Origin of the sequence: Caballeronia choica (assembly GCF_001544535.1) — a bacterium.
Taxonomy (GTDB): Bacteria; Pseudomonadota; Gammaproteobacteria; order Burkholderiales; family Burkholderiaceae; genus Caballeronia; species Caballeronia choica.
On the sequence record NZ_FCON02000122.1, the window covers coordinates 1 to 23,746 of the forward strand.

Sequence of the window (23,746 nt, forward strand, 5' to 3'; positions counted from 1 at the left end):
AAGGCCTCCTCGGCGGAGGACACCGCGACACCGCCGCGTAAGAGGACCTTCAAGCCTTCGATGACCTCGGCGGGCAGTGCCGAGAGGTTGGCGAGGGTGCGCTTCTTGACCGCGTTGCCGTCGCGATAGGACTCGCGCAGCAGCACCGCGGGCGGCGAGTTGCGGTTGGGAACGTGTTCGATATACATGAACACTTATTCAAGCACAACTACGGCAAAAACAATATATAAATACTATTTTACATGGCTACATGATAGCCTCAAAAAAAGGCCGTAACCCAGCGCTGACGCGGATTTCGGCTACTTGAGAAGTCAAAGTTCGGACTAGAAAACACGGCAAAGGGGTAATGCCATGTCACGGGCGATCAAAGCGGTGGGGGACGGCACGTCAAGACTGCCTTCTGAACGAGCGTGTCAAACGATCAAACAAACGCGTCGCGCTCGCAGTTCGGCGCTCGATCGGGAATCCAACCCTATGCGTCATCGTCCGCGTAGTAGCGCGCCGCAGCATCGAGCATGCGTCGTCGCTCGGCGCGCACGTAGATCGATGTGGTCTGCAACGACGCGTGGCCCAGAATCGCTTGCACGACGTCGGTCGGCATCTCGCGCGCGACGGCGCGCGTGCCGAACGTATGTCGGAACGCATGCGCGGATGTGTTGGCCAACTGCAGCAGATCCTCTGTGCTGAACTCAGCCAGCCCATCCGTTTCGGTGTTCAAGCGTTGAACGGCCACCCGCACGAGTCGCCCCAGCGCGTCGACGGTGTACGGCATTTCTTGCGCGGTTGTGTCATGCCGTTCCAACGCCGCGCGCGTTCCCGGAATCCGCTGCGGTGCGATCAACGGCCCCTGCGCGTGAACTGCGTCAAAGTCTCGTCCGCGGTCACGCCAGTGTGCGCGCAGTGCGGCAACGGTGGCGCTGCTCACCGGTACCGTGCGCTCTTTGCGGCGCTTGCCAACAATAGTCAGCGTCCAGATCGCGGGCGGCGCCGAAGCGGGCTCGGATGACTTGCCGAGCATGGCTTTCGGCAAGGCGCCGCGTCGAGGCTCCTGGTCGTCACGGCTCGCAAGACGCAATGCTTCTCGCCGAGCGATGGTCGCCTCGGCACGACGCAGCCCGGAATCCCCCATCAACAGAATTGCCGCGCGCGCGGCTCGCCACTGACGGGCGCCCTCCTCGTCTTCCACCGGGTCAGCGCCTGGCGCAGTGCAGCGTTCGTCTAGCGCCTTGCGAACCTGAGCCCACAACCGCGCAGGGAGCGCCCGATGCACCTGGACCGAAGATTCTCGCGTCACGGTCGCCGGTTCATGCACCGCGCTCCACGGATTTCCGGCGAGATAGCGCACCTCGACCAGCCACGCAAAGGCCGCGCGCAGCACGCGCACCGCGTACGCCTGACTGTCGGCCGACAATCCTTCGGGCGCGAACGGCCGCCAGCGCCCGCTCGCGCGTGCGCGCTTGGGTCCCATGAACGAGGGCAACGGCGCCTTCAAAAAATCCTTGTAGGCCTCGCAGTCCTCGACCATGAGCGACGACAGCGCTTTTCGGCGCACCACCACGCTCCACAGAATCAGCCGTTCGAGTTCGCGCGTGTAGGCGCGCAACGTCGTCGGCCGATCGCGATAGCGGTGTAGGTACGCATTCACCGCCGCCAGATCGTGCTCGGCGCGGATAAATGAGAAACTGCTCGCGCGGTTCAAGCCGCGGTTGTTCACATCCCCGCCGGACAACCCGGACGGCACGCCCAGGCGTTCGAAGGGCGCAAGGCGTGGTTCCAGCGGATCGCCGACAATCACGATGACGCCATCGCCGCGCTTGGCTTCGCTAGCACCCGCTGACACCAAGGGCGCGACGTCAACGTCGGTGGCGACTTTCGCGCCGAGCGTCGCTTCATGCCGCCGCAACCATGCGACCAGGGTCCGCGCGCGCAAGGCGCCAATGCGCGGCACCGAGCGCCACCAACTGCCGCCCCGCGCATTGCAATAGTCGATCAGCGCGCCGAGCGTGCCGATCCCCTCCCCGCTCAGACGTTGCGCAATGAGCGGTCGGAACCACAGGTTCACGGGGTGCGTCAGGATGGGGACCGCAGCCGCCAGCGTCGACGCCTGCTCGACCATGCGCAAGGTCACCGCCGTGAGCTTCGCGCTGCCATGCTGCTTGATCGACGCCTTCAGGTGATCGGCTAGCACCGACGAGCCATGCAGCAAGGCGAGATGAACCAAGTCATCGCGCATCGTGCACAAAAACCGCTCCATCGCATCGGCGCTGGCCGCGTGTGGGAAACGCTCGGGGTCGTAGTAGAGGCGCGCAATGGTCGCGACCGGCAAGCGCTGCACGAATGCGCGCAGCGCCGTGAAATCGGTGCGCGTGTAGGTGCGCGGCGGTGGCAAGATCAGCTGTTGCGGTTGATTAGCCATGTTATGCGCCCTTCTTCTTCAGCGCCCTGGATGGCGGATCGATCACCTCCAACCGGTTCCCACCCGTGAAGCGCTGCGGTGAGGCTTTCCAGGGGAACACGGTGAGCCTATTCGGGAGCATGTCGGGTCCCTCCTCGGATAGCCGCGGCTTCCGGAGCTCGTCTCGCCCGTGTAACGTCGTCGACCTCAGCCGGCGCACGCGATTCGAATGCGGCGGTTCGATCACCGCACCGCATTCCGCTTGCACGCGCCACCACGGGACGACCCGCGCCCGCGCGCGGCGCTTTGCGTTCCGTCGATGCGCAGGTTCGCACAGGGCGATCAGTGGGTGGGTAGCGTTGGCCATGCTCGAACTCGCCCGCCCTAGGCGGGCGTCACGACGCGTAACCCCGGCAGGTCAGCGAAGTCGGCGCGATTCAGGGTCATCAGTGCGTAGCCGTGCTCAATCGCCTGCGCGGCGATCCACAAGTCGTTATAGCGGGGCCGTGGCGACCGGCCCGCCTGTTTGACGGCGGCGGCGAGCACGCCGAAGGCCGCGGCGCTCTGCCGGGACACCTCGAGGATCGGACGCCGCTCGAGTTGTTGCAAATAGGCCGCGCGCCCTGCCCGCTCGACCGGATCCGCGCAAGCATGCACGCCAAAACCGAGCTCGCCGAGCGAGATCACCGAGATGAACACCGGGGCCTCGCCGGCCAGATCAATCACGGTTTGGTGATCGAGCGTTTGTGCGGCGAGCGCCACCCAGATGCAACTGTCGAGGATCACGCCCATGGATCACGCACGCGGTCATCGAAATCCGCCCGGCTCTCATTGAGCCAAGCCTGCGCCTGCTGTGGCGTGAGGGTCGAGGGCAGACCAGCGAGCGCCTGGGCCGCTGTCATCATCGGTTCCGGCGGCAGAAGCCGAGCAACCGGCATGTTGTTGCGCTCGATGATCACCGTCTCGCCGTCTCGCGCGACGGTGTCCAGGATCTGGCGGGTTTGTCGGGCCAGTTCGGTGGCCGTGACGGTGTGCATGATCGATCTCCGTAACGTCAATACGTATTTTACGTATTTCGCCGCCCTTCGGGACCCGTCTGTCAACCAAAGCGAGGTGTAATGCCCGCTACCTGCAATTTTACCCATTAAATAATTCACTGCTAATAAGAATTAGCAGTGAAGGTAACCGCCGGATTTCGGACGGTTTGCGCTTCGCAGCACGCGCTGGCAAGCGCCAGATCCGGCTTTGCCGGGGCCACGGCGATCGCTCGATCGCTGTGGCGCGCAGCCTTACACCGGCTTGATGTTGGATGCTTGCTTGCCTTTCGGACCCATCTTCTCGTCGTAGCTCACTTTCTGCCCTTCCGCGAGCGTTTTGAAGCCCTCAGAACGAATCTCCGAGAAGTGCGCGAACAGATCGTCCCCGCCGCCGTCCGGCGTAATGAAACCAAAGCCTTTTGCATCGTTGAACCACTTGACTGTACCGGTTGCCATGAGTCTTTTCCTGAATTGTTGAGAAGGCGACGGCCCGTTTGGGTGACGCCGGGGCGTATGGTGACCTAATGCGGTCTCGCCGGCAACGCTATCTGCCGGAGCGGCATCGCAATGAGTTGCAGCGCGGCAGCACTAGGTGAATGAAGGCGCCAAGCGGGATTCTCAATCACTCACCCCCATGACCGTTTCATCGGGCCTGATAACCCGCCCTTCGTTATCAGGCTTGCGGCTATGCTGGCCGACACCCTTCGCTAAGCTATACCGCGCTCGACCGCCGCAGCCTCGGAGTCGTAGTAGCCGATGTCGAAGAAATGAAAAATCTGCTCAGCATCCTCGTCTTCCCACGGGCCACGCTTTACCTCGACCCAGGCGCGCCCAAAATGTCCTTTCTTTTCAGGGACGGACTCAATCGTCCACTCTTTGTGCTCGACTTTCATCGCTGACTCTCTCCACAGCCTTACCCACCGATCATGTGGATAAGTCGACGGTTGCGGGGTTGAGAGTTAGTTGCATCGGGACGAACCGGCCCGCGCATAGTTGGAGCAAAAGCTCACCAGCTTTTCACGAGCCTCGGCACGCTCGTCCTCGACGGCTCGAGAAAGAGCCCTGCCTTGGTCGGCGTGACAGTCGCCGCTGGGTAGACCTCCATCACCTGCATGAGCGCTCGCTTGACCGTCTCGCGGAACTTCTTCTCGGCCTCGGCGCCCGAGCCGAACTGCAGTTTGAGTGCCTCCCACGGCACCGTCGTCGGGGCGCGCAGCGAAAAGTTGCGATAGGTCAGCCAGCAGTAGAGGTCAATCGCCATCGGCGACTGGCGCAGCGCGCGCAGCGCCCGCAGGTCCACTGGGACCGGGTTCGCCACGATCTCATTGAAGAACTTGTCGGAGAGCGTCACGCTGCTCTGCCATAGGCCCGCTTGTTCGGGCTTCTGCGCATCCCACCAGAGGCACGTCTCGTCGGCCACCGAGAACTTACTTTGCGCGAAATCGCCGCCGGCCGCCCCACCCCGCACGATCGCCATGTCGCTCGCGAACAGCCGCTTCATCATCTCGCGCAGGCGCGTGATCGACCCGTTCTTGCCGCCGGTGTGCGCGGTGATTCCGATGCCGTTCATGAATTCGCCCAGCGAGTCGCCCAGCACGACGTGCTTGTCCTTCGTGCGAACCGCCTCGGTGCTCAACCACGCGAGCAGAAGCCGGGGGATCGTGCCGTAGGGGTAACCCATGCTCTTGAACTTGTTGGTGTCCGGATCGAAGTAGTGCCCCGGTTTGATGATGAGCGAGGTGTCGCCAGCAGAGCGACCCCACACCGGCAATTCGGCATCAGGCTCGCGATATGGCAGCGTCGCCTGCACCAACGCCCGCCCGAGAAAGCCCGCCATGCCAGCCCGAATGGCATCTTCGCGCTCGATCGCCTGGGACTCTTCGAAGAGACGCGCGGCCACGCTCGGGCGGATCGCCAGCGTGCGTGCGTCTTTGTCCTCTTGCTTCGGTGCGGGAGCGCCCATGATTACCCCATTGAAATTCGAGCGATTAAAACATGCGCGTCCAAGTCGGTCACGCATATGTTGGGGCAAACCGGACGCTGTGGATAAACCCTGTGGGAAAGGGCAGTTATTAACGCATAAGGCGGGGCGGAGCTACGCATATGTTGGGGCCGCATTTACGCATACATTGGGGCGCGTCACGCATATCTCAGGGCGGGTTACGCATAAGAAGGGGCAAAGTTACTTCCAAGCGACTGTTTTTCAAAGAGAAATACCATCCTCTAGTTTTTGCTTGTATGAATATGTTTACTCTTAGTTTACTGGTAGAGCAGCCTGCTGCCGTGGACAACCTGCGGTTGCCCACCTTAGCAGGCAGCCCACCACGAGAAAGAAAGCCTAGAACGTCAAAACCGAACGCCGCTATTTATGCGTGAGCGATAGAAACGCCCCAACTTATGCGCTGAGAGGTCGCCCCACCTCGATTTATGCGTGAGAGGCAGATTCGTCGCCCCAACATATGCGTAAGGGCGAATCTGCCCCAACTTATGCGTTGGAACAAAGCCGCCCCGATTTATGCGTGAGTCATCACGCCCCAACGCATGCGTCAGTCCAGACCGTAGCGCTTTTTGAGTATCGCTACTTCCTTGCGTGCCCCTTCGACCAGGATGTCGTTCTTCTTCATGCCGGTGAGCCGGCAAATCAAATCGATGTCGTCGAGCAGGCTCGTCGGGTAACGGGCGTTTGCCTGTTCGCGTGATTCCTTCCTCGGCTTCATTGCCCGGATCTGGTCGAGGCTCATCCCGCGCGGCGTATCGAAGGCGGCCGGCGGCGCCGGGGGCACCGTCTGCAAAGACGCCCTCTCCTGCTCCACTGGCGCGGGTGCACGTGCCTCAATCGGCTTCGGCGCATCGTTGATCACCGGAGCTTCCTTCTTCAGCGCGGCGATGATCTCGGCGCCCCGCTTCGGCGCGCCCATGACTGGATTGCTGCTCATTTAAACACCCCAAGGTAAAGGTCTTTCATCTCATTGGCGGCCTTGGCATCCCAGAAGCTTCCGGTGAGTTCGGCCACCCCTTTGCCCTGCGCCGTGGCGAATTTGTACGTTTCCCGGTTCGCCACCATTTTCGACATAAGCGGGAGCGTCTCTTTAAACGCGACCATCTCCGAGATCATCGCCTTCGTCATGCGTTTCTTCGGGTCCGCTTGGTTCAACACGACCCGGATATCCACCCTCTTGGTGAACTTCCCGAGCACGTCGGCCAAGTCCGGCACCGTGTCGAGGTCGGCGATCGACGGGATCAGCGGCACCACGATCTTGTCGGCGGCCACCAGCGCTGCCCGAAAAATTCCCGTGTCCTTGCCGCCCACGTCGATGAACACGTCGTCGTATTCCTCCGCGAGCCGCGCGAGCGTTTCAGCAAAGCGCTCGACCGTGGCATCGTCCGGGTCCATGCGCTCGGCGTGGATCTGCGGCAGATCAGCGTTTTCGCCCCGCCGCACGACCCACTTCGTTGAGGTGGCCTGGTTGTCGATGTCGAAGATAGCGACCCGGCGCTCGAGCGATGCGCGGATAGCTGCCATGTTCTGCGTCAAGGTAGATTTACCAACCCCGCCCTTCTCTACTCCCACCATTATTAGGCTCATTGTGGCCTCACTTGATATTGAGATTTCCGCGTAGAGTAATGGACAGCGGGGAACTCTTCAAGTAATTTCTCAAGTTCTGAAGCGTGTAACAGTGCTAGCTAGATAGCTAGCACGTAACGGAGTTGTAGGGAAAGCAAGAATGCATTGCCGAGTACTACGCCACTCCGATTCACGCGAGCATGCATTGTCACTATCAAAAACACTCCAGGACTACTATTCTGGCACCCATAATTGCTGTGGGGATACCGGGCATACAAACACGCCTGAGAGGGCGCTTTCACGCATGCTTCCGACCGTGCAAAAGGGGAAGCGTGCTAAGACGTAATGCTGAAACGTAGGCAGTAGGCTTGCTTCGAAGCGCGGCAGCTATACTGCGAGCGCCAATGAAAACCCCGCAGCTAGGCGGCGTTCAAAGTAGCAGCATTGAAATCCGCTCAGTGCCAGGCGATTCAGGCGTCGCGCTGCGCGGTGCCCGGACCACCACTCGTGACACCAAAATCGACAGACCAGGTCGCAATGACGCGGCCGGCGATCAAATACGAGGGGCAGGAAATGGCAAGGTCGGAAGGATTGATCGAAGCGCTGGCTGGCGAGCGCGAGGACGTCGAGGCGGCGACGTCAGCCGGCAACGGCACGGCTCTGAAACGCAGGCTCGTGCGCTCGAAGCGGATCTAGCGGTGGCGAAGGCGCGGGTGGCTACGGAGGTTCACGCCGTGCCTGGCGTGGCGGCTGTCATGCACAAGGTCGAGCATCTACAGTCAGATTTCGCGGAGGCGCAGAGCACGATCGAGCGACTCCGGGGAGCGCCCGCTGCATAACGGCAGGGCTAGCAGAAAGCAGAAGGGCGCTCTCGAGGCGCCCTTGTTATTTGGCCTAGCCACTGTCGGTGTTGGCCGCCCGCGTTCTGCTCGTGCGCGCGGATCAGCTCGAAGTTAAGAGCTTTTGTACCGGCAGGAGCGTTGTAGTGGGCCAGCCTTAGGATTTGCTCCATCGGGCCGATAACCTCTCTTGAAGCATCGCTGCCAGGCAATAGCTGTAGTCCGCAACAGGGAGGTGGGAATGAAATTACGGCATACGGGGATCGTCATGCTGATCAGCGACGACCTGATTTTTTGGGTGCGGATTCAGTGTGCGGCACGCCTTCTGGTTGACGATGCGCAACGCGAGATAGCTGATGAAATACGACGCCTGCTAGATGATCTTCATTGACGCCGTACGGGCTACTGGCGGGCTTAAATCTCGCCTTGGCAGGGTGGCACTGGGCTGCTTGCCGCGGTCGGCTGTGAGCCGGTTCCCGCTGAGAGATTCTGCCGGGCGAGCAAAAAAACCGTTCGAGAACGCGCTTCAGTGGTCAACATGACTGTCTCTAATCGATTCGATGGACGTCGTCCAAAGCACAGAAGCAAGTGACTCCTGGTGGCCCAGGCCGTGGCAAAACTTGCGCCGAGACCGGTCCACGAAAAAGGCGACGCATCAGGCCGCCCTGTGTTGGCTTCGTAGCCCTTGGGGTCATGGAAAGCTCGTCCGAGAACGAGGCCCGCAGCCGAATGACTCGAGTAGCCGTGCCCTCGGCCCGGTATGTCCCGCCGGCGCGAAGCCCGCACGACCTGACCGTCAGCCGATCAAACTACTCCCGGGTTTCCCAGATCTTGCCCAGACCTGCTACCTCGCACAGGATTGCCCAGGCAGCGTAGGGGATATGCGACTCCTCGCTTATCCATCGCCGAACCTGTCGGCCGCCCCCTTTTTCGCTCAGACCGACCAGATCCGCGACCGCCCGCCCGGTTAGCCCCGTGCGACCTATGACCTCACGTATCTCAACACCGGTTGGTTGCTGCCAGCCTTGTATCCACGGCAGCAGACATTCCGGGCGAATGCGTGTGTGGAAGTCGTTATTCATTTTTTCCTTTTGTGCTCAGCTATTTCTTAAAGCCACCGTGCCGGTCGCTCGCCTTCCTTTATGTCGACAGGGTTCGGCGCGGTGATCGCGAGAAGCCTGCGCGACGATGAAAGTTCAGAAGATCGGGGCCATGTTCTCCGAATCTGCAGCCGGAAAGTGGAGATCGCGCGGCAGCTGGCGTACAGGGTCCCGTCGATGGTCACCACCAGCGTGACCCAGTGCTTCCTGATTCGATCACGTAGCGGGCCTGACAGCGTTCGCCATGAACCGGCGCCAACTCCGGCGCGGGGCGATTGTTCAGATTACAGCGTGTGATTATCTGCTGCCAGCCCTGCTCACCACGAGGAAAATAGCCGTGCACTTTAACGGTCGGCCGGTGGTCGAGTTGCAGCACGTGCCTCGGCACCGTCCACGAGCTGCAGTAGCGAATCGAGACCGCAGACCGCGGTCTCGATCACCGGCGCGATTTCGGCCGCGCGCCGCGCGCTGCGCCGGCGTCTGGGCGCGGTGCGCGTTCGCCAGGAATTCCGTGACGGGTCTGCTGGAAGACCTCAAGGAGGTGCTCGGGCACGTCGCTGGTGAGGCCGTGCGTTTTCGGGGGAGGCGGATTGTTCACGGTGTTACCTTGCTTGTCCGGAGTAGGGGACTCGACCGCGTACCTACGGTCGGTGATAAAAGGGGCGACGCCGAACGGCACCGCTGCATCGAGCGCATCGACCAGCGCAAGCCCGGCAACCATGCCGCGGGAATATTCGCAACTGTACTCAACGTCACTGCCTCGCTTCCGTTGGCGCCAGGTCATAACCATGTTTACCTTGAGACGTACCAGTCCGTCGGGGCCCGCGTAAATTGTTCTGCCTTCCATGTCTGGTCCTGTTGAGTCAGTCCGTGTGTAGGATCGTACGACAGCGCCGGCCTCAGTGGTCCGCAAGCCGATCCGGGATCCAGCCCCCACGGCTTCGCCGTGGAGGAATCACGCAGCCTGCGGCTGCTTGACGACCCCGGCCCCGGTTCGCTTGCGCTGTACCGGATCGTCCCGGCGCTACTGCGCCGCGCCGGCGCTCTCCCCACGCCTACTGGCGCGGGTCCCGTGCGCCCCGATCCGGGCGCGCCGGCGCGCGCGTGACCCTGCGGTCATCCGCGCCCAAGGTTTGGCAGGAAGGGGGTATCCCCGCCGGACGGCTGGGACGCGCACGTCGCTGGTGCTATTTTCGGGCAAGGATGAGCCTGAACGAAAATGCAACCGTCGCCTATGGTTTCAGGGGCATTGCCTGTACCGGGCAACGGCCCCAGTGTGAACCGGGGCCGACATGGATTATTCCTGACGCCGCGCGAGTTGCGCTCGCTTGAGTCCGCCCGGTGCGCCGAAGTCGAAATTATCGACCGTGAAGTTGTAGCCGTAACGCTCAATGCCTTCACCGTCCGTGAAATCGTTGTTCGACAGCTTAGCTTCAACGATCAGTTGATCGCCCTTCAAAACGTTTTTGGCGATGGCCTCACCGCGCGAGCCGAACGCCGCAAACTGGATTCTCACCTGACGCTCTTTTGCCTCCCCGCTGCCTTCGTCGCGACCGGCGTACTCATTGGAAATCAGTGTGAATTTCGTCACCTTCGAATCACCGTGATTCGCAAGCACTGGGGCGGCGACAAGACGGCCAGTAAAAAAAAGTTTGTTCATGGTTTTGCACTCCTGATAGTTTTAGTGAAACAGAGAAGGCTTCCGTTAAAATTGTGGTTCGGGTAACGCAGGCTGCGGGGCACGGGGCGGCACACGATCAAACTCGGAGAGAGCAGCACGGGCTATGGCGCGCAACTCTTCACGGTGCATGTCGATCGCGTGGCCGTTGAGGTCCAGCATGTCGGCAATCCGGTGGAGTGCTTCGGCAGAGCGCGCGGCGGCATCGGCGGACAAGGCCATGCGGAACAGTTCCGCGCGCACCAGGGAGCGATCTCCATATTGATAGACGGCCAGCAACGGAAGGAGGGCGGTCAGCCACGTCGGGCGGATGCGAACGGTATCCATGTCGGTTTCCATAGTGAGGGTCATGCCCGGCCCGAAGGCCGGGCCACCTGTCAGCCGTGCAGGCGGCGCAGTTCGTCGGCGAGCACCCAGAGGGCGCGGTTGAGCCTGATGTTCTGGTCAATGCCGGTCACGGCTCGGGTTGTGATTACCCGGCCATTCGCATTACGACCGCGCAAGCCGCCGTTAATCAAGTTTTCCTGCACGCGATTGAATGTCGTCCACAGGTCCGGTGCGCGATCCTCCATGCGATGCGGTGTTAGAAGTTGCTGTTCAGTGATGGGCGCGGGCTTGTCGTCGTCGTACCGCAGCGTCAGCGCGGCCCGCGCGAAAGCGGTCTGTTCGCCATCGGTCAATGCTAGAACGGCCATCCCCTCGCGCTGATGGGTAGCCGCCTCAAAGCTATCGAGCACCTTGAACGCTCCCTCGATCACCTGGCCGACTACGTCGCCCTTATGAGGCACGCGGATATCACCCATGGTGTCTCCGCAGACCATACCGTTCTGGCACACAAACCGGAACGTCCCGGCGAGCATCTGGTAGCTGCTGCTGCCATCGTGGCTGTTCAGCAGGATGATTTCGTTGGCTTCACGGCCCGTGATCTGGTCGGCGTGGCGCAGGCGGACCATATGTTTCGTGTGTGCGCGCTTGTCGTCGGCGCGCACGCGGGTCTGACAGGCCATGAAGGGCTGAAATCCTTCCTTGCGCAGGCCGTCCAGTACGTCGCTGGTTGGAATGTAGGTGTACCGTTCTGAGCGGCTTTCGTGCGCGGACAGCGCGAAGATCGACGGAGCAACCTCTGCAATCTCGTCATTCGTCAGCGGGCGATCCGAACGTGTGCCAACTGCGTTGCGTCCGAAGCCGCTTGTCAGGTAAGTGGTGTCCATGCTGTGTTCCCCAATATCAGGATCAGCCCCAGCCCACAGGCCAGGGCCGTGGGTGGTCGATGCGTCAGTCGATGGCGCGCAGGATGTTGGCGGCCTCTACGTGCTGCGCCGCGTAGGCGCGAAGCGCATGGTAGTGCTCGATGATCCTGTCGTCGTGGCGCAGTTCGGCCAAATGGCACAAGGCAAAGAGCGTCACAACGATGCCGAAGGCGTCGGCGCCCATCATGTCGTTGTAACCGTTCATGTGCCACCGGACATGAAGCCGCCCGCACCGCTCGGGAGCCATGTAAAAGCCGCCGTTCGACAGCTGGAAGAAGATCCACGAACCACCGTTGTAGGCGCTTGCGAGTCGACGGGCCCACTCGTATACCAGCGTCTCGCCACGGAGGTAGTGCGAGCCAAGGTAGTGCGGCAGGAAGTTGAGGCGCAGTTCATCGGGAACGACAGACGAGGTGATCGCGTCAACAGAGGTTTTTTGAGTCATCGGTTTTTCTCCGGTTAGTGACCGAAACAATTCGGCCTCAGTTCTTAGTATAGGGCACATTGCCCTAATAAAAAGTTGGTTTATTGATTTATCTGGAATTTATTTCAATTGGGTTTGATTTGTCGATTAATAATTAATATGTGGTCCACCTTTATTAATAGGGCAATGTGCCCTATTATAGTTGTGAGGCCGGAGCTACTTCTGGTCACTAACCGGAGAAAAACCGATGGAAGCATCTGAACAAAAGGCAGTCGTGGCAGCCAGCAGCGTCCCGGACGCGCTGGAAACCAGCTTCGGCAACGAAGCACAGATCGAATATGTCCCGTACGGGCGGCTGTGCCGCTCGCCGCTGAATGTCCGCAAAAAGGCACCCACCGGCATCGAGGCGCTGGCCGGAACAATTGCCGGAAAAGGACTGATACAGAATCCCGTCGTGCACGAGATGAAAGGCCGCGCGAAGGTGCCGAAGCTCGGCGTGTGCGCCGGACAGCGGCGGCTGGCCGCGCTGGACCTGCTGTTTTCGCAGGGGCGCATTCCTAAGGATTACCAGGTGCCGGTGCTGATCGTCAGTGATGGCGAGGCGGTGGCCGCGTCGCTGATCGAAAACCGCGAACGCGAGCCCATGCATATCGCGGACGAATGTCTCGCGTTCCGGCTGCTGACCGAGGAAGGCAAAAGCGTTGCGCACATTTCGGCACTTTTCGGGACTTCCGAGGTTGCCGTACGACGCAGCCTGAAACTGGCGAGCCTGTCGCCGACGTTGTTGGACGCGTTGCGCAACAACCAGATGGATTTTGAACACGCTGCAGCGCTTGCATTGGCTGACGACCACGAAACGCAGGAGCGGGTGTGGGCCGATGCGCGCGAGCCGTGGCAGCGCACGCCGCGCGAGCTTCGCGCAGCCATTACCACCACCGAAATCGACGCAAGCCGCAGCCATCTGGCGAAGTTCGTCGGGATCGAGGTCTATGAGGCGGCAGGGGGGCGCGTGCGCAGGGACCTTTTCAGCGATGCGGCGAACGCCGGGTTTATCGCTGATCCGGATCTGCTGCACAGGCTGGCGACGGAACGTCTTGTCGCCGCCTCACAGGAGATTGCGCGCGAGGGCTGGTCTTGGGTCGAAACGAGGACGCGCCGCGACTATAACGAGATGGTCGTCTTTGCGCGTCTGCATTCGGTGTCGCGCGAACCGACGCCCGACGAACAGGCGGAACTCGATGCACTGATCGTGAAGCGTGACGCCGCAAGCGACGCGCTGAATGCGTATTACGACGCGGACGGCGGGCCGGACGAGGACGAACAGGAGCGCCTGGAGGACGCCGCCAACACCACGAGTGATGCGGTCGACCTCTATGGTGAGCGGTTCGAAACGTTCGACGCTGACGACATGAAGCGGGCCGGTGCGTTCGTCGTGATCGACAGTGACGGACAACTGTCGGTCGAGCGCGGCCTGATTCGCCGTGAGGACGCGAAGAAGCTCGCAGGCGGCGCAAACGCGGTTGCAGGTGTCGCCGTCGGCGTGGTGACACCGAAGAAAGCCAAACCGTTGCACGGCGAAAAGCTCTGCCGACGCCTCACCGCGCATCGCACGGCGGCGATTCAGGTGGAACTGGCACGCCAGCCCAATGCAGCGCTCGCGGTGCTGATGAGCAGGATGATTCCGGTCGTGTTCGAGGACGTCTATGCGCGGGAATTCGCAGAGTACGCAATCCGCATCGAGGCGCATACGTCGCGCGACCGCCTTCTGATCGACGCCGACGACATGGCCGACTGCGTCGCGTGGAAGGAGATCGAAGGCGAGCGCGGGAAGTGGGCGCGTATGCTGCCGGAACGAACGGCGGAACTGCTGCCATGGCTACTGGCGCAGGAGCCGGACCTCACGTCGAACCTGTTTGCCTTTTGCGTCGCGGCCACGCTTGATGGCACCAGTGACGCTGATCGCGCACACCCGATCAACGAACTGGCCGACCTGCTCAATGTTGATCTGTCGTATTACTGGAAGCCGACGCGGGCGAGCTACTTCGGCCACGTGTCGAAGGCCCGCATTGTGGACGTGGTCGCGGCAGCTGTCTCGCCGGAGGCGGCGGCGGACCTGCAGGGCATGAAAAAGAGCGACGCCGCAGCGGCGGCAGAACTGCGCATGGTAGACAGTGGCTGGTTGCCCGAGGTGCTGACGAACCGCGAGACATCCGAGCGCCGGTCATACAGCTATATCAACGCGGATGATGATGCGGACGCCGCTGACGAGGACGACGAAACGGCAGCCACGGAGGAAGAACCGCAGTCCGCGTAATCACGTCATGTCATGACACGAAGCCCGGGCTCCGGGCTGCTGGTGGCCCGGGCCATATGTCATGTCGCCTTCCGGGCCGCCGATCGCGCGGCCCTTGCCAGATGTACGGTAAAAAAAGGAGCCTGGACCGCCGAGTAACGGCCAGAGCCGGCTCTACAAACACACGCCGAGCGGATCGGACGACCGGCCGGCTATCCTCATTAACGGCATGCCAGACGAAAGCCTGAACACGCCCTCCCTGCTCCCAGCCATTTACTGCGCTTCCGCGACCACCGGGCGGATTGGCGTGCGCCTGCGCGCCCGCATCGAGGCCCACGGGGACCCGCGCCAGCAGGCGTGGGGAGCGGGCCGACACGTCGCGTAGCGGCGGGTCGATGCGGTCAGGCCTTCGGTTTCGGAGGGTATCTGCGCTTCAATTCTTCAAGGTCCGCACTGGTCACTTTGGGTTGGTCGTACTGTTGCGCGTACAACTTGTTCAACTGAATCTTGGGCATGGTCGGGTTTTCCGCCCGTAGTTGCTCGATCGTTTTCCAGCCCTTGCGGGTTTGGCCACCGTCTGTGGTTTGAGCCGGGACGTTGACCGGAGACCTGGCGTTGTCGTCAGTCGCGGGCGTGTCAATAGCGTGCGATGGAGGTATGCCGGGGGCGCTACCGGTGGCGGCGGTCGCGGTGCGCTTTTTCCGGATGCGATAGAGCGCGGACTTGAGACCGGTGATGCGGAAAGTAAAGCCCTCGGCTTGCAGTTCGCGCAGGATCGAGGCGAGCGACAGGCCGTTGTACAGCGCCTGCTCGATGATGGGGAAGTAGGCGTTGAGGCGGGCGGTCTGGGAGCGTTCGTTCGCGCGGTCGTGTAATTCCCCGACGCGGCGGGCGAAATCGTCGAGAGCCATGCTGATTGCATCCTTTGTGAAGTCCTACTGCATCCCAAATTGTTAAAGTGCATTCTTATAGCATTCTAGTTGCCTTCTTTGCGGCGTTCAATCGAAGTCCCAACGAATTCCACGCGCGACTTAGATAATTCCGATGGCGTGACGAGGCACGTCGGATATGTTTACGCGATGCTACGCATCTCGTAAAATATCTCGTGCCAAAGGGGCGAGCCCCTTTGAAACCCCCGCGGCTACTGCCGCGCGGACACCCCCGGTCGGGCCTTCTGGCACCGACTCCGAAAAAGCGGTCGCCGGGAAAGGAACGATGGCGGAATTCAATGTGCGCGTCGCGTTTCGCGGCGAATTGATCCCGGTGCTGCGCATCCCGGTTGCGGCCGTCGAAGGGCACGCGCAGTTGACGGCCGCGATGGACGACGAGCTGGCGATCGCGGATTTCGATCAGGACCCGGAAGAAGGCGAGGTGTGGATTGATCTCTTTAGCGACGCCGGCGAATGGCTGCTACATGAGTGCGCGCGTTTCCATCGTGCGGATGCCGCAGACGCGTTGAGGCGTTACTTCGGTGTGAATGCCGAGATAACCAGGGCCTGTCTGGCTCGCACGAACGTGGCGAGGCTCTACGCAGAACATTGCGCGATCGTGCAAGAGTGGACAAACAGGAATAAAACCGATGCCCCGAGCGAAGACTAATGGCGGTGCCGGGCTGGGCAAGCCGATCGCGTTCCGGTTGGCGGAGGCCGATCGTGCGGCCTATTTCGAAAAGGTTGCTGCCTCCGGCCTGAGCCAGTCGGAATTTTTTCGTCAGGCCGTGCTGACTAACCGCACGCAGATCGTCGCGCGGCCGAAGGCGAGCACCGATCGCAAGCGCCTGCTGTACGTGTTCAATAAGACGAGTAACAACCTGAACCAGATTGCGCACCGCGCGAATTCCGAGCATGTACGCGGCAAACTGTCCGAGGCGACGTATGCGCAGCTGCTTGACCAGTTGCAGATGATCTCGCGGTATCTGAAGGCGACGCTAGGCAAGGTCGATTGACACGGAGACGGCATGAGCGAGATGCAGAAGGCGATCGCACCCGTGGTCGAGCTTGAAACGCGGCTGCACGGCGAACTCACTGAGGCCGGGCAGGGCGCGTCGCGCCCCACACACTGCGACGCCATACCCGCGCAGGTGACGGCTGCGCGGCATCTCCTGTACTCGAACGTGTATTTCGAGCTGGAGCGGCGCATTACGCAGGTCGAGTTGTGGCTTGAGGCGCGCGCGCACCCGGAGGCCGGCTCATGCTGATCCGCGTGCGTGGCCACCATGACGGCATCAAGGAATATCTGGAGAAAGGTCAGAAGCAGGATCGCGAGTTCGAGCGCGACGAGATGGACGAGCGCGTCATTCTCGCGGGCGACCTAGACCTGACCAACGAGATCATCCAGTCGATGGACACCGCGGCCGAACGGTACCTGACCATCACGCTTTCGTTCAAGGAAGACGAGGTCTCGCGCGAGACGCTGGACGCGATTACGCGCGACTTCGAGGCGTTCACGTTTTCCGCGTACCGCAAGGACGAGTACGCGTTTTACGCTGAAGCGCACGTGCCGAGGCTCAAGAGCTACGCCGACCGCAAGAGCGGCGAGCCGATCGAGCGCAAGGTGCATATCCATTTTGTGGTGCCGGCGGTCAATCTGCTGAGCGGGCGGCGGCTGGAGCCGTTCGGCAAGGTCGATCAGCAGACGCGCTTTCTCGAAGCATTCCAGGAGCACGCGAACGCGAAATATGGGCTCGCGAGTCCGAAGGACAACCGGCGCGTCGCATTTACCGACGCATCCGAGATGATTAGCCGGTATAAGGGCGATGCGTTCGCCGGCGCGAACCGGGACCTGAAGGCGTCGATCCTTGAGGCGATGCTGGCGCGCAACATCACGCGCCATGACGACTTCAGGGCGCTGTTGGCCGAGTACGGCGGCACGCGCACGCGCAACGCGGGGCGCGACGTCGAGTATGAGAATGTCAAGCCGCACGATGCGGCGAAGGGCGTCAATCTGAAGGAGTACGTGTTCTCGCGCGAGTTCATCGAGCTCGACGCGGACGCAAAGCGCGCCGCGCTCGCATCGGGCATCCACTCTGAGTACATCGAACCCGGCGTGCCACGCGAGACGTCGGTCGCGTATCTGGACTTGCTGAACGAGTGGCATGCGGTGCGGGCGCGGGAAATCAAGTATCTGAACAGCGGCAGCAGTTTTTACGAAACCTACCGGAACGCTTCGCCGGACGAGCAGCGGCGCCTGCTCGCAGACCGTGAGGCGCGCTTCTATCAACGCACTGGAGGACTGGATGAACGCGGAATCGAAGAACGCAGCGGACGACGTCGCAGCCGTGGACCCGGAAACTGGCGAGATTGGCGGGGCCAAGGAAGAGCTCGCGGCCACGAGCGGGAACCAGGAGCCGGAAGGGAGCCGGAGCGGAAGCAAACCAACTGGGAAGCGCTCGAACGGGAACACCAAGAAATCATCGGGCGGTGGCGAGCCGGAGCGGATCATGACTTTGACGCTCGCTTCGATCGATCGGGCCCGGCGACCCGATCCTTCGACCGTGTGCGAGGTGTGCCCGGCAGCGGTCTGGATGGCGACGCCGCGCGACGTGAAGTGCTTCTGCCGCCTGATGCATTACTGGAGCTGGGAAACCAGCAAGCCGAACGAACTGACGCATTGCGATGGTCTGGCGATCGCGAGCGAGAAGGAGGACTAACAGGAGGACTTACCGCGGACGTCGGTGCGCCCGACTGGCGTACGATCGCGCAGCGGATGTATGCGGCCTGGGAGCAGGCCGACGCCACCGAACGCACAAGACTCGCGCGTACCGGTGCCGACAAGTTCATGGCCGGCGGCGGTTCGTTCGGAGCACGCGAAGCCTTCGGCATGAACCGGGCGCTGGGTGGACTGAGCGGGGGCAGGATGCCGCGCGAGTTCGGTTTGGAGAGTCGGACGCGCAGCATGGCGGAGATCGGCTCCTTCGATGCGATCGCTTCGCTACCATTCGAGACCGGTCCGGTTTCCGACACGACTGGACCGTCGTTCAATCGGCGGGCGCGGGCGGCAACGGGGCGCGAAGCGGACACGGTTCGCGACCAGTTCGCGCGTGATCTTAGCGAGGCACGGGCAAGGAGAAGCACAACCGGCACAACCGGCGTCGCGGACGAGCGAAGCGAGTTTGCGGAAATCCGCGCGACGCTGGATGCAAGCCGGCTGCTCGCCGCGCTTGCGCACTCGCACGGCCTGATCGTCGAAAAATATCAGATCGGCAAGGGCCGCGACGGTGCCGACCGCATCAAGGCTGGCTCGCGTCATCTGAATGTGTCTGATTTCCTGACGAAGGAAATGAATCTGTCGTGGGCCGATGCGGCGCAACTGCTGCGCGACACCTATCGGGCGCAGACCGGACAGGATCCGGCACACGCACCACGGCGCACGCCAGAGCGTGATTTGTGGGCAGACTTTCAGGCGTGGCGCGCGGCGTACCGCGATGCGTTGCGCCGCGAATGGACCGCGCAGGAGCGGCGCGAGAATGAGCGACGGACGGCCATCAAGTCAGCGTTCTATGGGAAACGCCGCGCGATAACAGACCGAACAGATCTGTCGCCGACGCAGCGAAAGGATGCACTCTCGGCTGCCCGCGTCGAGCGCCTCAAGGGCGAGGCGATGTTGCGGGAACAGGTTATCCGCGAGCGGGATGCATTGAAGGGCGCAGCCCGGCGGCCGTTGACCGACCAGTATCGCGAGTTTCTACAGCAACGCGCGCAGGCGGGGAACGCGCGGGCATTGCGCGAGCTCCGGCGGATGCAGCAACTCCGGTCGGAACTTGCGCGGGCCGCAGACGAGACTGGTGCGGTTATTTTCCGCCCGGCACGCGCCGGCCGGCCAAACGAGATCATCTATCGCGGACCGTCGATCACCCATGAAGTGCTCGCCAATGGCAACGTGGATTACCGCAAGGACGGTGCCGCGCTGTTCGTCGACGAGGGGCGAACGCTGCGCCTTTGGGACCAGGAGCGAGAAGCACTGGAAATCGCGCTGCGGTTCGCGCAGCAAAAGTTCGGCCCGTCGCTGACGCTTACCGGCCCGGAAGCGTTTCAGGCGGCGGCCGCGCGGGTCGCAGCCGAAACCCGGATGCAAGTCGAGTTTGCCGATCCGGAACTCGAGCGCATCCGGCAGATCCGGCGCGCGGAGTTCGATGCGGAAGCGGCCGACCGCCGCGCGGCGCAGGGCGAGACGGATCGCGAACGCGAGGCGCAGGAGCGTGAACAGCTGCGCGATATACTGCGCGCGCCGGATCATCCAGAACCGGGCGGGACGGGCGACAGACCCAGGGATCTCAATCGCAAGGGCGAGGACCCTGATGCTCCAGATGGTCCGGATGCTTCGGAGCGCGGGCCTGAGATCGACAGATAAGAGGGAAACAAACATGCTGGCGCGGTATGGCATCGTTCCCCGGGCAGAGATTGTGCGGGAAGTCATCCTCAGCGGGACGCCGTCACAGGTCCGGAACCTGCCGGCGTTTAACAGGTGGCTCGTCGTGCGCGCCTTCGCATGGCGGCGCTTCGAGCGATTGCGCATTCAATCCGGGTTGCTTTCGCTCATGCGCAGAGCTTCGAGCACGAGCGGCAGCGGCGGCCGAATCTGAGCCACCGCGATTTCGGCGGGCACCGGATCGGCAGGCGGCGCACCCTCCGCGCGTAGATAGGCGGTGATCGCTTCGCCCGTACATTGCTCAGCGGGAATGCCTTGCGAATCCGCGAAGGCTTGCAACTGCGCGCGCACGCCGGGCGTGATCCAGCAAACTACGGTCGGCGGCAAGCTCATCGGTTTTTCCATCACGCGAAGGAGCGCAGTGTCTTGGCCGATGCCGCGCCATCATCGTCCCGTGTCGAGCACCACGGGCCGCGTCGGGAGCGGGTGCAAATTGAGCGCCACCGGCACGGCAAGCCTTGATCACTTCCCCGGCCGATCCCACGGCCGCTTCGCTTGCGTGTCCGCTACGTCACGCGCTAGCCGTGAGCTATGCGAGAGATGCAGCTTGCCCGCGAGTGAGGCCATCGAAGCGCTCGTCGCGACATGCCGCATGGCCGGATGCACTATGCGAGAAGCGCCCGTGCCGATCACCACGCCTTCGGCCGCGATAATGGCGGCGGCTTGCTGGCGCAGCGCGCTTGCTTCGCAAAACGCGCTCAAAAGCTGCCGGTCGAGCGGCGCGAAGAAATCGAGCGGCAGCATCGTAGGAAATTAAATGCACCGTTCGGTCGTCGCTCGTCGAAGGGCAAGAAACGTATTATTATTGCAACGTCGCCAGGGGCGTAGGCCGCTTAAGCTTACGACGCTGCCTTTACGAGAACAAATGACAACGCAGGAGAGCTGTATGTGGCGCGACGACCATCCCTATATAGCAATTTATCTCATCGGCTGTCTTGTAACGCTAGTGCTGATAGTTGCAAAGGCCACCATCTTTTCCGTCATCGATTGGGCCACCAAGGCAAACATCCTCAAAAATAACCTCAAGAAGCTCGCCCCGCCGGACACTAAACGTTGGTGGGATAAGGTCACGGGCTTCGTATTCCTCGCTTTGATTGAAATAGCGCTTTCTTGGATTAACGTACCGATAGCTCTTTGGCAAGTTTCAACCGGTCTCTTCCAGGTACTCCGCGACTTGCTAACACCGGTGCCCGAGGAAATAAATCTTCTCCGGTTTCCTCTTCGCAACAATCCGGAGATGCCGAGGGAATCGGTCTGGGCCTACATGCTTGCGCTAATGGTCAAAGGAGGCGGCATAACAGCGACTCCCGACTACGTTAGTTCGAGTATGCAGGCGGTCAAGAGGAACCATCCGTCGTTTAGCGACAATACCGCAATAGAAATGCTCAAGAGTCTAAAGGTGCTCGATTCTGATGTGCTTTCCGAGGCGATCGACTTAGCCCGCCAGAATCATCTTAGATTTTACAGATAGCTGGGTTGCCTCTTTCTTGCTCCGTCAGTTGCACATTTGAAGCAAACACGACAAAAGTAAGGCTGGGTGAGCGGGAAAGCGGCACGGCCCACCTTGAGGAAGCAGCAAAAGCTATTGAATTGGCTCTTAGCGAATATCACTTGGGCAAAATCACTGAATATGATGCGTACTTTAGCGACGTCCTTAACCGGATTACGGAATTGATCGACGGGCGGAGGCGCATGACTGCCTAGCCCTATCGTCTTCCCGTGGTCGGAGGCGGCTTTCGAGCATGCCGCGGGGTTTTCGGTGGATTAACGCCGGGCGTTCGGCTCTCGCTTTAGGGTCTCGAGAACTGAGGGACGCTCTAGTTGGCGGTGGCGGCACGTTGCGCATTGCGAGGCAGCTCAGCGAGACGCCTTGCGGTAGGCACACGCCAATGCGTGCAGTACCGTACGCGCGCAGCCGGGACCAGTACGGAGATTGGCAGCGGCACGTTCAGCTGACATCACCGCGTATCCGACCCGCACCATGCAACGCTCAAACAAATCCCAACTTATATTCGACGTCGGCAGTGCGCCGACTTCAATCAGACTCGTCGAGCGTTCCTTGCAGCAAAATGTCGAGTTCGGTGCCGTGCTCATCGACCGCACGCCACAGCAGGTATGGTTCGCCACGCAGCGTGACGAACATCTCGTCGAGGTGCCACGTGCTACGCGGTTTGCGTCGCGCCGCTTTTACACGGTGAGCAAAAGTCCTTACCAAACTTGTCGCCCAGCATCGGATGGTCTCGTATGTCACGGTCACACCGCGCTCAAGAGCAGTTCCTCGATGTCGCGCAAACTCAACTGAAAGCGGAAATACCAGCGCACAGCGCAACTGATGACCTCGGCCGGGAAACGATGACCGTGATAGAGCGATTTCGATTTCTTCATCACGCCATCTTATGTGACCGGCCCAATAATCTGACAACGCCCTAAACACCCCACCCCCCAGCGCCAGCACTCACTCGCAGATATATTCATCCGAAGCACTCACCGGCGTCGTGCCCGATGTTTCCTTGAAATGGCTGAATTTCTGGTACGTCTTGCCATTCACCGTGACGGTCTCCGACGATTCCTGCTCTGTCACGTCCTTGCGATGCACATCGACACTCGTGTTGCTCCACGCGGACGCGGATGCGCTGGAATAAGCGCCAACCTTGCTCGTCGACGCGATCGACTTCGTCACGGGATTCTCGAAAGCGCTCGTCGGGCCGTTCGTCTGCGGCAGCTTATAGCCCCACTTCGACGTCAGCGTGTCCATGTCGATCTGCTTCGGCGACCAGCCGACGAGCTTCGGTCCGTCCACGACCGGCGACAGTTCGACCGCGACGATCTGCGTGCCGCGGCGCGCAACCAGCACACACTCGCCGCCGTCGGCAGTTCGCAAAAAAATCGTGCCGCTGTACGACAGTAGCGCAAGCGGCGGCGCGTTGGGCATCGGCTGCTGGCCCACGGGATTCGCCGCCCACATGACCGAACCAGCGGGCACGGCCTGCGCATTCGCGCCACCCGCCGCCATCACCGACAGCAGCATGAGCATTAGACGACTCTTCATACAATGCCTCGAGAGGAAAAAGAGGTTGGCTTTTCCGGTGCATCAACAACAGCCAACCTTTGAATTGGAGAAGGCGCCACTGCCGCCTTTTCTCCACGGTGCAAGTTGCCATTACACCTCATTGCACATCGAAGATGTTACTTCACCAGCGATACTTGGATCTTGCTGTCCTCTACGGGCGTTGTCTTCACCTCCGCGACCTCATTCTGCAGCAGCTCGGCGGGCGCCGGCAATTGCGCCACCTCGTTTTGCAGCGGCTTCGCGGGCGTGGGGTCGGCCTTCTTTACTTCAGGCGCGGGCTGCGTCTTCATCGACACCTGCGGATCGTTCGCCGTCGTGACCGGCAGTCCGATGCGCGCGCGCACGATCGGATCGCGGTACTTTTCGTCATCTGACACTACTGCGTCTGCGCCGGACTTCGCGAGCGGCGTGGTCGTGCCCGGGCAAAGATGGCCCGTCGCTTCGACTGCGCGGCGGTTCGCGTCGCTCTGGCACAAGAGCGCGAGCGCCACGTCGGTGAGACCCATTGCACGGAACTCGCGCGCATCGAGACGGCGTACGCAGGCCTGGTCGACCATCGTCGTGCCGCCCGTCGCGCCGAAGCCTGTCACTGAAATCCCGAAGCTCGCCGATCCCATGCAGGTGTCGGAGAGGGTCGTCGTGAGCGAAGGCGCTGCGATCGCCGGCGT

General features: G+C 61.6%; 26 protein-coding genes and 2 pseudogenes. 8 read left to right on the forward strand and 20 right to left on the reverse strand.

Annotated elements, in window-relative coordinates; translation table 11 throughout:
- The 9 genes from AWB68_RS33015 to AWB68_RS33060 all read right to left on the reverse strand — a co-directional run.
- The coding region (locus AWB68_RS33015) for an IS1634 family transposase N-terminal domain-related protein (protein WP_510183578.1) at positions 1–188 on the reverse strand (188 nt) is incomplete at its 3' end.
- A gap of 284 nt (positions 189–472) precedes the next feature.
- The gene (locus AWB68_RS33020) at positions 473–2,416 is read right to left on the reverse strand and encodes a site-specific integrase (RefSeq protein ID WP_087648504.1); all 1,944 of its coding nucleotides are present in this window, start codon (positions 2,414–2,416) and stop codon (positions 473–475) included.
- Positions 2,417–2,779: 363 nt separating this feature from the next.
- Positions 2,780–3,187 carry a type II toxin-antitoxin system VapC family toxin gene (locus AWB68_RS33030; RefSeq protein WP_087648506.1) on the reverse strand — a complete coding sequence of 136 codons (408 nt, stop codon included), beginning with the start codon at positions 3,185–3,187 and terminating at the stop codon, positions 2,780–2,782.
- Complete coding sequence (locus AWB68_RS33035; RefSeq protein WP_087648507.1) at positions 3,178–3,432, reverse strand: type II toxin-antitoxin system Phd/YefM family antitoxin; 255 nt, start codon at positions 3,430–3,432, stop codon at positions 3,178–3,180. Before AWB68_RS33035 ends, AWB68_RS33030 begins: the two co-directional genes overlap by 10 nt.
- A 252-nt stretch (positions 3,433–3,684) precedes the next feature.
- Positions 3,685–3,888 carry a cold-shock protein gene (locus tag AWB68_RS33040; RefSeq protein WP_087648508.1) on the reverse strand — a complete coding sequence of 68 codons (204 nt, stop codon included), beginning with the start codon at positions 3,886–3,888 and terminating at the stop codon, positions 3,685–3,687.
- Positions 3,889–4,139: 251 nt separating this feature from the next.
- Positions 4,140–4,325: a hypothetical protein gene (locus tag AWB68_RS33045; RefSeq protein WP_087648509.1), complete on the reverse strand. Its 186-nt coding sequence runs from the start codon at positions 4,323–4,325 to the stop codon at positions 4,140–4,142.
- Between the two features lie 113 nt (positions 4,326–4,438).
- Positions 4,439–5,395: a replication protein RepA gene (locus AWB68_RS33050; protein ID WP_087648510.1), complete on the reverse strand. Its 957-nt coding sequence runs from the start codon at positions 5,393–5,395 to the stop codon at positions 4,439–4,441.
- 583 nt (positions 5,396–5,978) lie between these two features.
- On the reverse strand, positions 5,979–6,350 hold the full coding sequence (locus AWB68_RS33055) for a hypothetical protein (protein ID WP_125483119.1): 372 nt from the start codon (positions 6,348–6,350) through the stop codon (positions 5,979–5,981).
- A gap of 14 nt (positions 6,351–6,364) precedes the next feature.
- Entirely contained in the window at positions 6,365–7,018 is a 654-nt protein-coding gene (locus AWB68_RS33060) for an AAA family ATPase (protein ID WP_087648512.1), read from the reverse strand.
- A 552-nt stretch (positions 7,019–7,570) separates the two neighbouring features.
- Between AWB68_RS33060 and AWB68_RS50905 the strand changes: the two genes are divergently transcribed.
- Together AWB68_RS50905 and AWB68_RS50910 are read left to right on the forward strand one after the other, a co-directional pair.
- Positions 7,571–7,693, forward strand: coding sequence for a hypothetical protein (locus AWB68_RS50905; protein WP_268810956.1), 123 nt, complete (start codon positions 7,571–7,573; stop codon positions 7,691–7,693).
- Positions 7,694–8,104: 411 nt separating this feature from the next.
- The gene (locus AWB68_RS50910; protein WP_268810957.1) at positions 8,105–8,227 is read left to right on the forward strand and encodes a hypothetical protein; all 123 of its coding nucleotides are present in this window, start codon (positions 8,105–8,107) and stop codon (positions 8,225–8,227) included.
- A 1,145-nt stretch (positions 8,228–9,372) separates the two neighbouring features.
- Here AWB68_RS50910 and AWB68_RS33070 read toward each other — a convergent pair.
- The 5 genes from AWB68_RS33070 to AWB68_RS33090 all read right to left on the reverse strand — a co-directional run bounded on the left by AWB68_RS33070 (position 9,373) and on the right by AWB68_RS33090 (position 12,309).
- Positions 9,373–9,783 carry a hypothetical protein gene (locus tag AWB68_RS33070; RefSeq protein ID WP_087648514.1) on the reverse strand — a complete coding sequence of 137 codons (411 nt, stop codon included), beginning with the start codon at positions 9,781–9,783 and terminating at the stop codon, positions 9,373–9,375.
- Between the two features lie 450 nt (positions 9,784–10,233).
- Complete coding sequence (locus AWB68_RS33075) at positions 10,234–10,596, reverse strand: single-stranded DNA-binding protein (protein WP_087648515.1); 363 nt, start codon at positions 10,594–10,596, stop codon at positions 10,234–10,236.
- A gap of 45 nt (positions 10,597–10,641) precedes the next feature.
- A complete protein-coding gene (locus AWB68_RS33080; protein WP_087648516.1) occupies positions 10,642–10,941 on the reverse strand; it encodes a hypothetical protein in 300 nt (99 codons plus the stop codon).
- A gap of 50 nt (positions 10,942–10,991) precedes the next feature.
- Positions 10,992–11,825: a DUF932 domain-containing protein gene (locus AWB68_RS33085; RefSeq protein WP_087648517.1), complete on the reverse strand. Its 834-nt coding sequence runs from the start codon at positions 11,823–11,825 to the stop codon at positions 10,992–10,994.
- 64 nt (positions 11,826–11,889) lie between these two features.
- Positions 11,890–12,309: an antirestriction protein gene (locus tag AWB68_RS33090; protein WP_087648518.1), complete on the reverse strand. Its 420-nt coding sequence runs from the start codon at positions 12,307–12,309 to the stop codon at positions 11,890–11,892.
- A 226-nt stretch (positions 12,310–12,535) separates the two neighbouring features.
- Between AWB68_RS33090 and AWB68_RS33095 the strand changes: the two genes are divergently transcribed.
- Complete coding sequence (locus tag AWB68_RS33095) at positions 12,536–14,602, forward strand: ParB/RepB/Spo0J family partition protein (RefSeq protein WP_087648519.1); 2,067 nt, start codon at positions 12,536–12,538, stop codon at positions 14,600–14,602.
- A 380-nt stretch (positions 14,603–14,982) separates the two neighbouring features.
- On the opposite strand, the gene AWB68_RS33100 is transcribed toward AWB68_RS33095, so the two are convergent.
- A complete protein-coding gene (locus AWB68_RS33100) occupies positions 14,983–15,492 on the reverse strand; it encodes a hypothetical protein (RefSeq protein WP_087648520.1) in 510 nt (169 codons plus the stop codon).
- A gap of 319 nt (positions 15,493–15,811) precedes the next feature.
- Between AWB68_RS33100 and AWB68_RS33105 the strand changes: the two genes are divergently transcribed.
- Genes AWB68_RS33105 through AWB68_RS33120 form a run of 4 tightly spaced genes read left to right on the forward strand, consistent with a single transcriptional unit; the run spans position 15,812 to position 19,930 of the window.
- On the forward strand, positions 15,812–16,180 hold the full coding sequence (locus AWB68_RS33105) for a hypothetical protein (protein ID WP_125483120.1): 369 nt from the start codon (positions 15,812–15,814) through the stop codon (positions 16,178–16,180).
- Positions 16,161–16,526 carry a plasmid mobilization protein gene (locus AWB68_RS33110; RefSeq protein WP_087648522.1) on the forward strand — a complete coding sequence of 122 codons (366 nt, stop codon included), beginning with the start codon at positions 16,161–16,163 and terminating at the stop codon, positions 16,524–16,526. The genes AWB68_RS33105 and AWB68_RS33110 overlap by 20 nt, the downstream gene beginning before the upstream one ends.
- A gap of 12 nt (positions 16,527–16,538) precedes the next feature.
- The gene (locus AWB68_RS33115; protein ID WP_087648523.1) at positions 16,539–16,778 is read left to right on the forward strand and encodes a hypothetical protein; all 240 of its coding nucleotides are present in this window, start codon (positions 16,539–16,541) and stop codon (positions 16,776–16,778) included.
- Positions 16,772–19,930, forward strand: coding sequence for an LPD7 domain-containing protein (locus tag AWB68_RS33120; protein ID WP_087648524.1), 3,159 nt, complete (start codon positions 16,772–16,774; stop codon positions 19,928–19,930). The genes AWB68_RS33115 and AWB68_RS33120 overlap by 7 nt, the downstream gene beginning before the upstream one ends.
- 165 nt (positions 19,931–20,095) lie before the next feature.
- Here AWB68_RS33120 and AWB68_RS33125 read toward each other — a convergent pair whose 3' ends face one another.
- Both AWB68_RS33125 and AWB68_RS33130 read right to left on the reverse strand, forming a co-directional pair.
- Complete coding sequence (locus AWB68_RS33125) at positions 20,096–20,341, reverse strand: hypothetical protein (RefSeq protein WP_087648525.1); 246 nt, start codon at positions 20,339–20,341, stop codon at positions 20,096–20,098.
- 129 nt (positions 20,342–20,470) lie between these two features.
- Complete coding sequence (locus AWB68_RS33130; protein WP_087648526.1) at positions 20,471–20,752, reverse strand: P27 family phage terminase small subunit; 282 nt, start codon at positions 20,750–20,752, stop codon at positions 20,471–20,473.
- Positions 20,753–20,894: 142 nt separating this feature from the next.
- Between AWB68_RS33130 and AWB68_RS33135 the strand changes: the two genes are divergently transcribed.
- Complete coding sequence (locus AWB68_RS33135; protein WP_087648527.1) at positions 20,895–21,479, forward strand: hypothetical protein; 585 nt, start codon at positions 20,895–20,897, stop codon at positions 21,477–21,479.
- 570 nt (positions 21,480–22,049) lie between these two features.
- Here AWB68_RS33135 and AWB68_RS33140 read toward each other — a convergent pair.
- The 3 genes and pseudogenes from AWB68_RS33140 to AWB68_RS49845 form a co-directional block, all read right to left on the reverse strand.
- A pseudogene (locus AWB68_RS33140) lies at positions 22,050–22,393 on the reverse strand (IS6 family transposase); the annotation flags it as partial.
- 70 nt (positions 22,394–22,463) lie between these two features.
- The gene (locus AWB68_RS33145) at positions 22,464–23,057 is read right to left on the reverse strand and encodes a hypothetical protein (RefSeq protein ID WP_087648528.1); all 594 of its coding nucleotides are present in this window, start codon (positions 23,055–23,057) and stop codon (positions 22,464–22,466) included.
- 337 nt (positions 23,058–23,394) lie between these two features.
- Positions 23,395–23,746, reverse strand: a pseudogene (locus AWB68_RS49845) (hypothetical protein); the annotation flags it as partial.

Coding starts and splice junctions, on each gene's coding strand:
- AWB68_RS33055 (WP_125483119.1), bottom strand. CDS start 6,350: ATGGGCGCGCCGAAGCGGGGCGCCGAGATCATCGCCGCGCTGAAGAAG.
- AWB68_RS33030 (WP_087648506.1), bottom strand. CDS start 3,187: ATGGGCGTGATCCTCGACAGTTGCATCTGGGTGGCGCTCGCCGCACAA.
- AWB68_RS33085 (WP_087648517.1), bottom strand. CDS start 11,825: ATGGACACCACTTACCTGACAAGCGGCTTCGGACGCAACGCAGTTGGC.
- AWB68_RS33040 (WP_087648508.1), bottom strand. CDS start 3,888: ATGGCAACCGGTACAGTCAAGTGGTTCAACGATGCAAAAGGCTTTGGT.
- AWB68_RS50905 (WP_268810956.1), top strand. CDS start 7,571: ATGGCAAGGTCGGAAGGATTGATCGAAGCGCTGGCTGGCGAGCGCGAG.
- AWB68_RS33075 (WP_087648515.1), bottom strand. CDS start 10,596: ATGAACAAACTTTTTTTTACTGGCCGTCTTGTCGCCGCCCCAGTGCTT.
- AWB68_RS33035 (WP_087648507.1), bottom strand. CDS start 3,432: ATGCACACCGTCACGGCCACCGAACTGGCCCGACAAACCCGCCAGATC.
- AWB68_RS33050 (WP_087648510.1), bottom strand. CDS start 5,395: ATGGGCGCTCCCGCACCGAAGCAAGAGGACAAAGACGCACGCACGCTG.
- AWB68_RS33130 (WP_087648526.1), bottom strand. CDS start 20,752: ATGCTGCCGCTCGATTTCTTCGCGCCGCTCGACCGGCAGCTTTTGAGC.
- AWB68_RS33110 (WP_087648522.1), top strand. CDS start 16,161: ATGCCCCGAGCGAAGACTAATGGCGGTGCCGGGCTGGGCAAGCCGATC.
- AWB68_RS33125 (WP_087648525.1), bottom strand. CDS start 20,341: ATGAGCTTGCCGCCGACCGTAGTTTGCTGGATCACGCCCGGCGTGCGC.
- AWB68_RS50910 (WP_268810957.1), top strand. CDS start 8,105: ATGCTGATCAGCGACGACCTGATTTTTTGGGTGCGGATTCAGTGTGCG.
- AWB68_RS33045 (WP_087648509.1), bottom strand. CDS start 4,325: ATGAAAGTCGAGCACAAAGAGTGGACGATTGAGTCCGTCCCTGAAAAG.
- AWB68_RS33100 (WP_087648520.1), bottom strand. CDS start 15,492: ATGGCTCTCGACGATTTCGCCCGCCGCGTCGGGGAATTACACGACCGC.
- AWB68_RS33060 (WP_087648512.1), bottom strand. CDS start 7,018: ATGAGCCTAATAATGGTGGGAGTAGAGAAGGGCGGGGTTGGTAAATCT.
- AWB68_RS33080 (WP_087648516.1), bottom strand. CDS start 10,941: ATGGATACCGTTCGCATCCGCCCGACGTGGCTGACCGCCCTCCTTCCG.
- AWB68_RS33145 (WP_087648528.1), bottom strand. CDS start 23,057: ATGAAGAGTCGTCTAATGCTCATGCTGCTGTCGGTGATGGCGGCGGGT.
- AWB68_RS33135 (WP_087648527.1), top strand. CDS start 20,895: ATGTGGCGCGACGACCATCCCTATATAGCAATTTATCTCATCGGCTGT.
- AWB68_RS33115 (WP_087648523.1), top strand. CDS start 16,539: ATGAGCGAGATGCAGAAGGCGATCGCACCCGTGGTCGAGCTTGAAACG.
- AWB68_RS33120 (WP_087648524.1), top strand. CDS start 16,772: ATGCTGATCCGCGTGCGTGGCCACCATGACGGCATCAAGGAATATCTG.
- AWB68_RS33070 (WP_087648514.1), bottom strand. CDS start 9,783: ATGGAAGGCAGAACAATTTACGCGGGCCCCGACGGACTGGTACGTCTC.
- AWB68_RS33020 (WP_087648504.1), bottom strand. CDS start 2,416: ATGGCTAATCAACCGCAACAGCTGATCTTGCCACCGCCGCGCACCTAC.
- AWB68_RS33090 (WP_087648518.1), bottom strand. CDS start 12,309: ATGACTCAAAAAACCTCTGTTGACGCGATCACCTCGTCTGTCGTTCCC.
- AWB68_RS33095 (WP_087648519.1), top strand. CDS start 12,536: ATGGAAGCATCTGAACAAAAGGCAGTCGTGGCAGCCAGCAGCGTCCCG.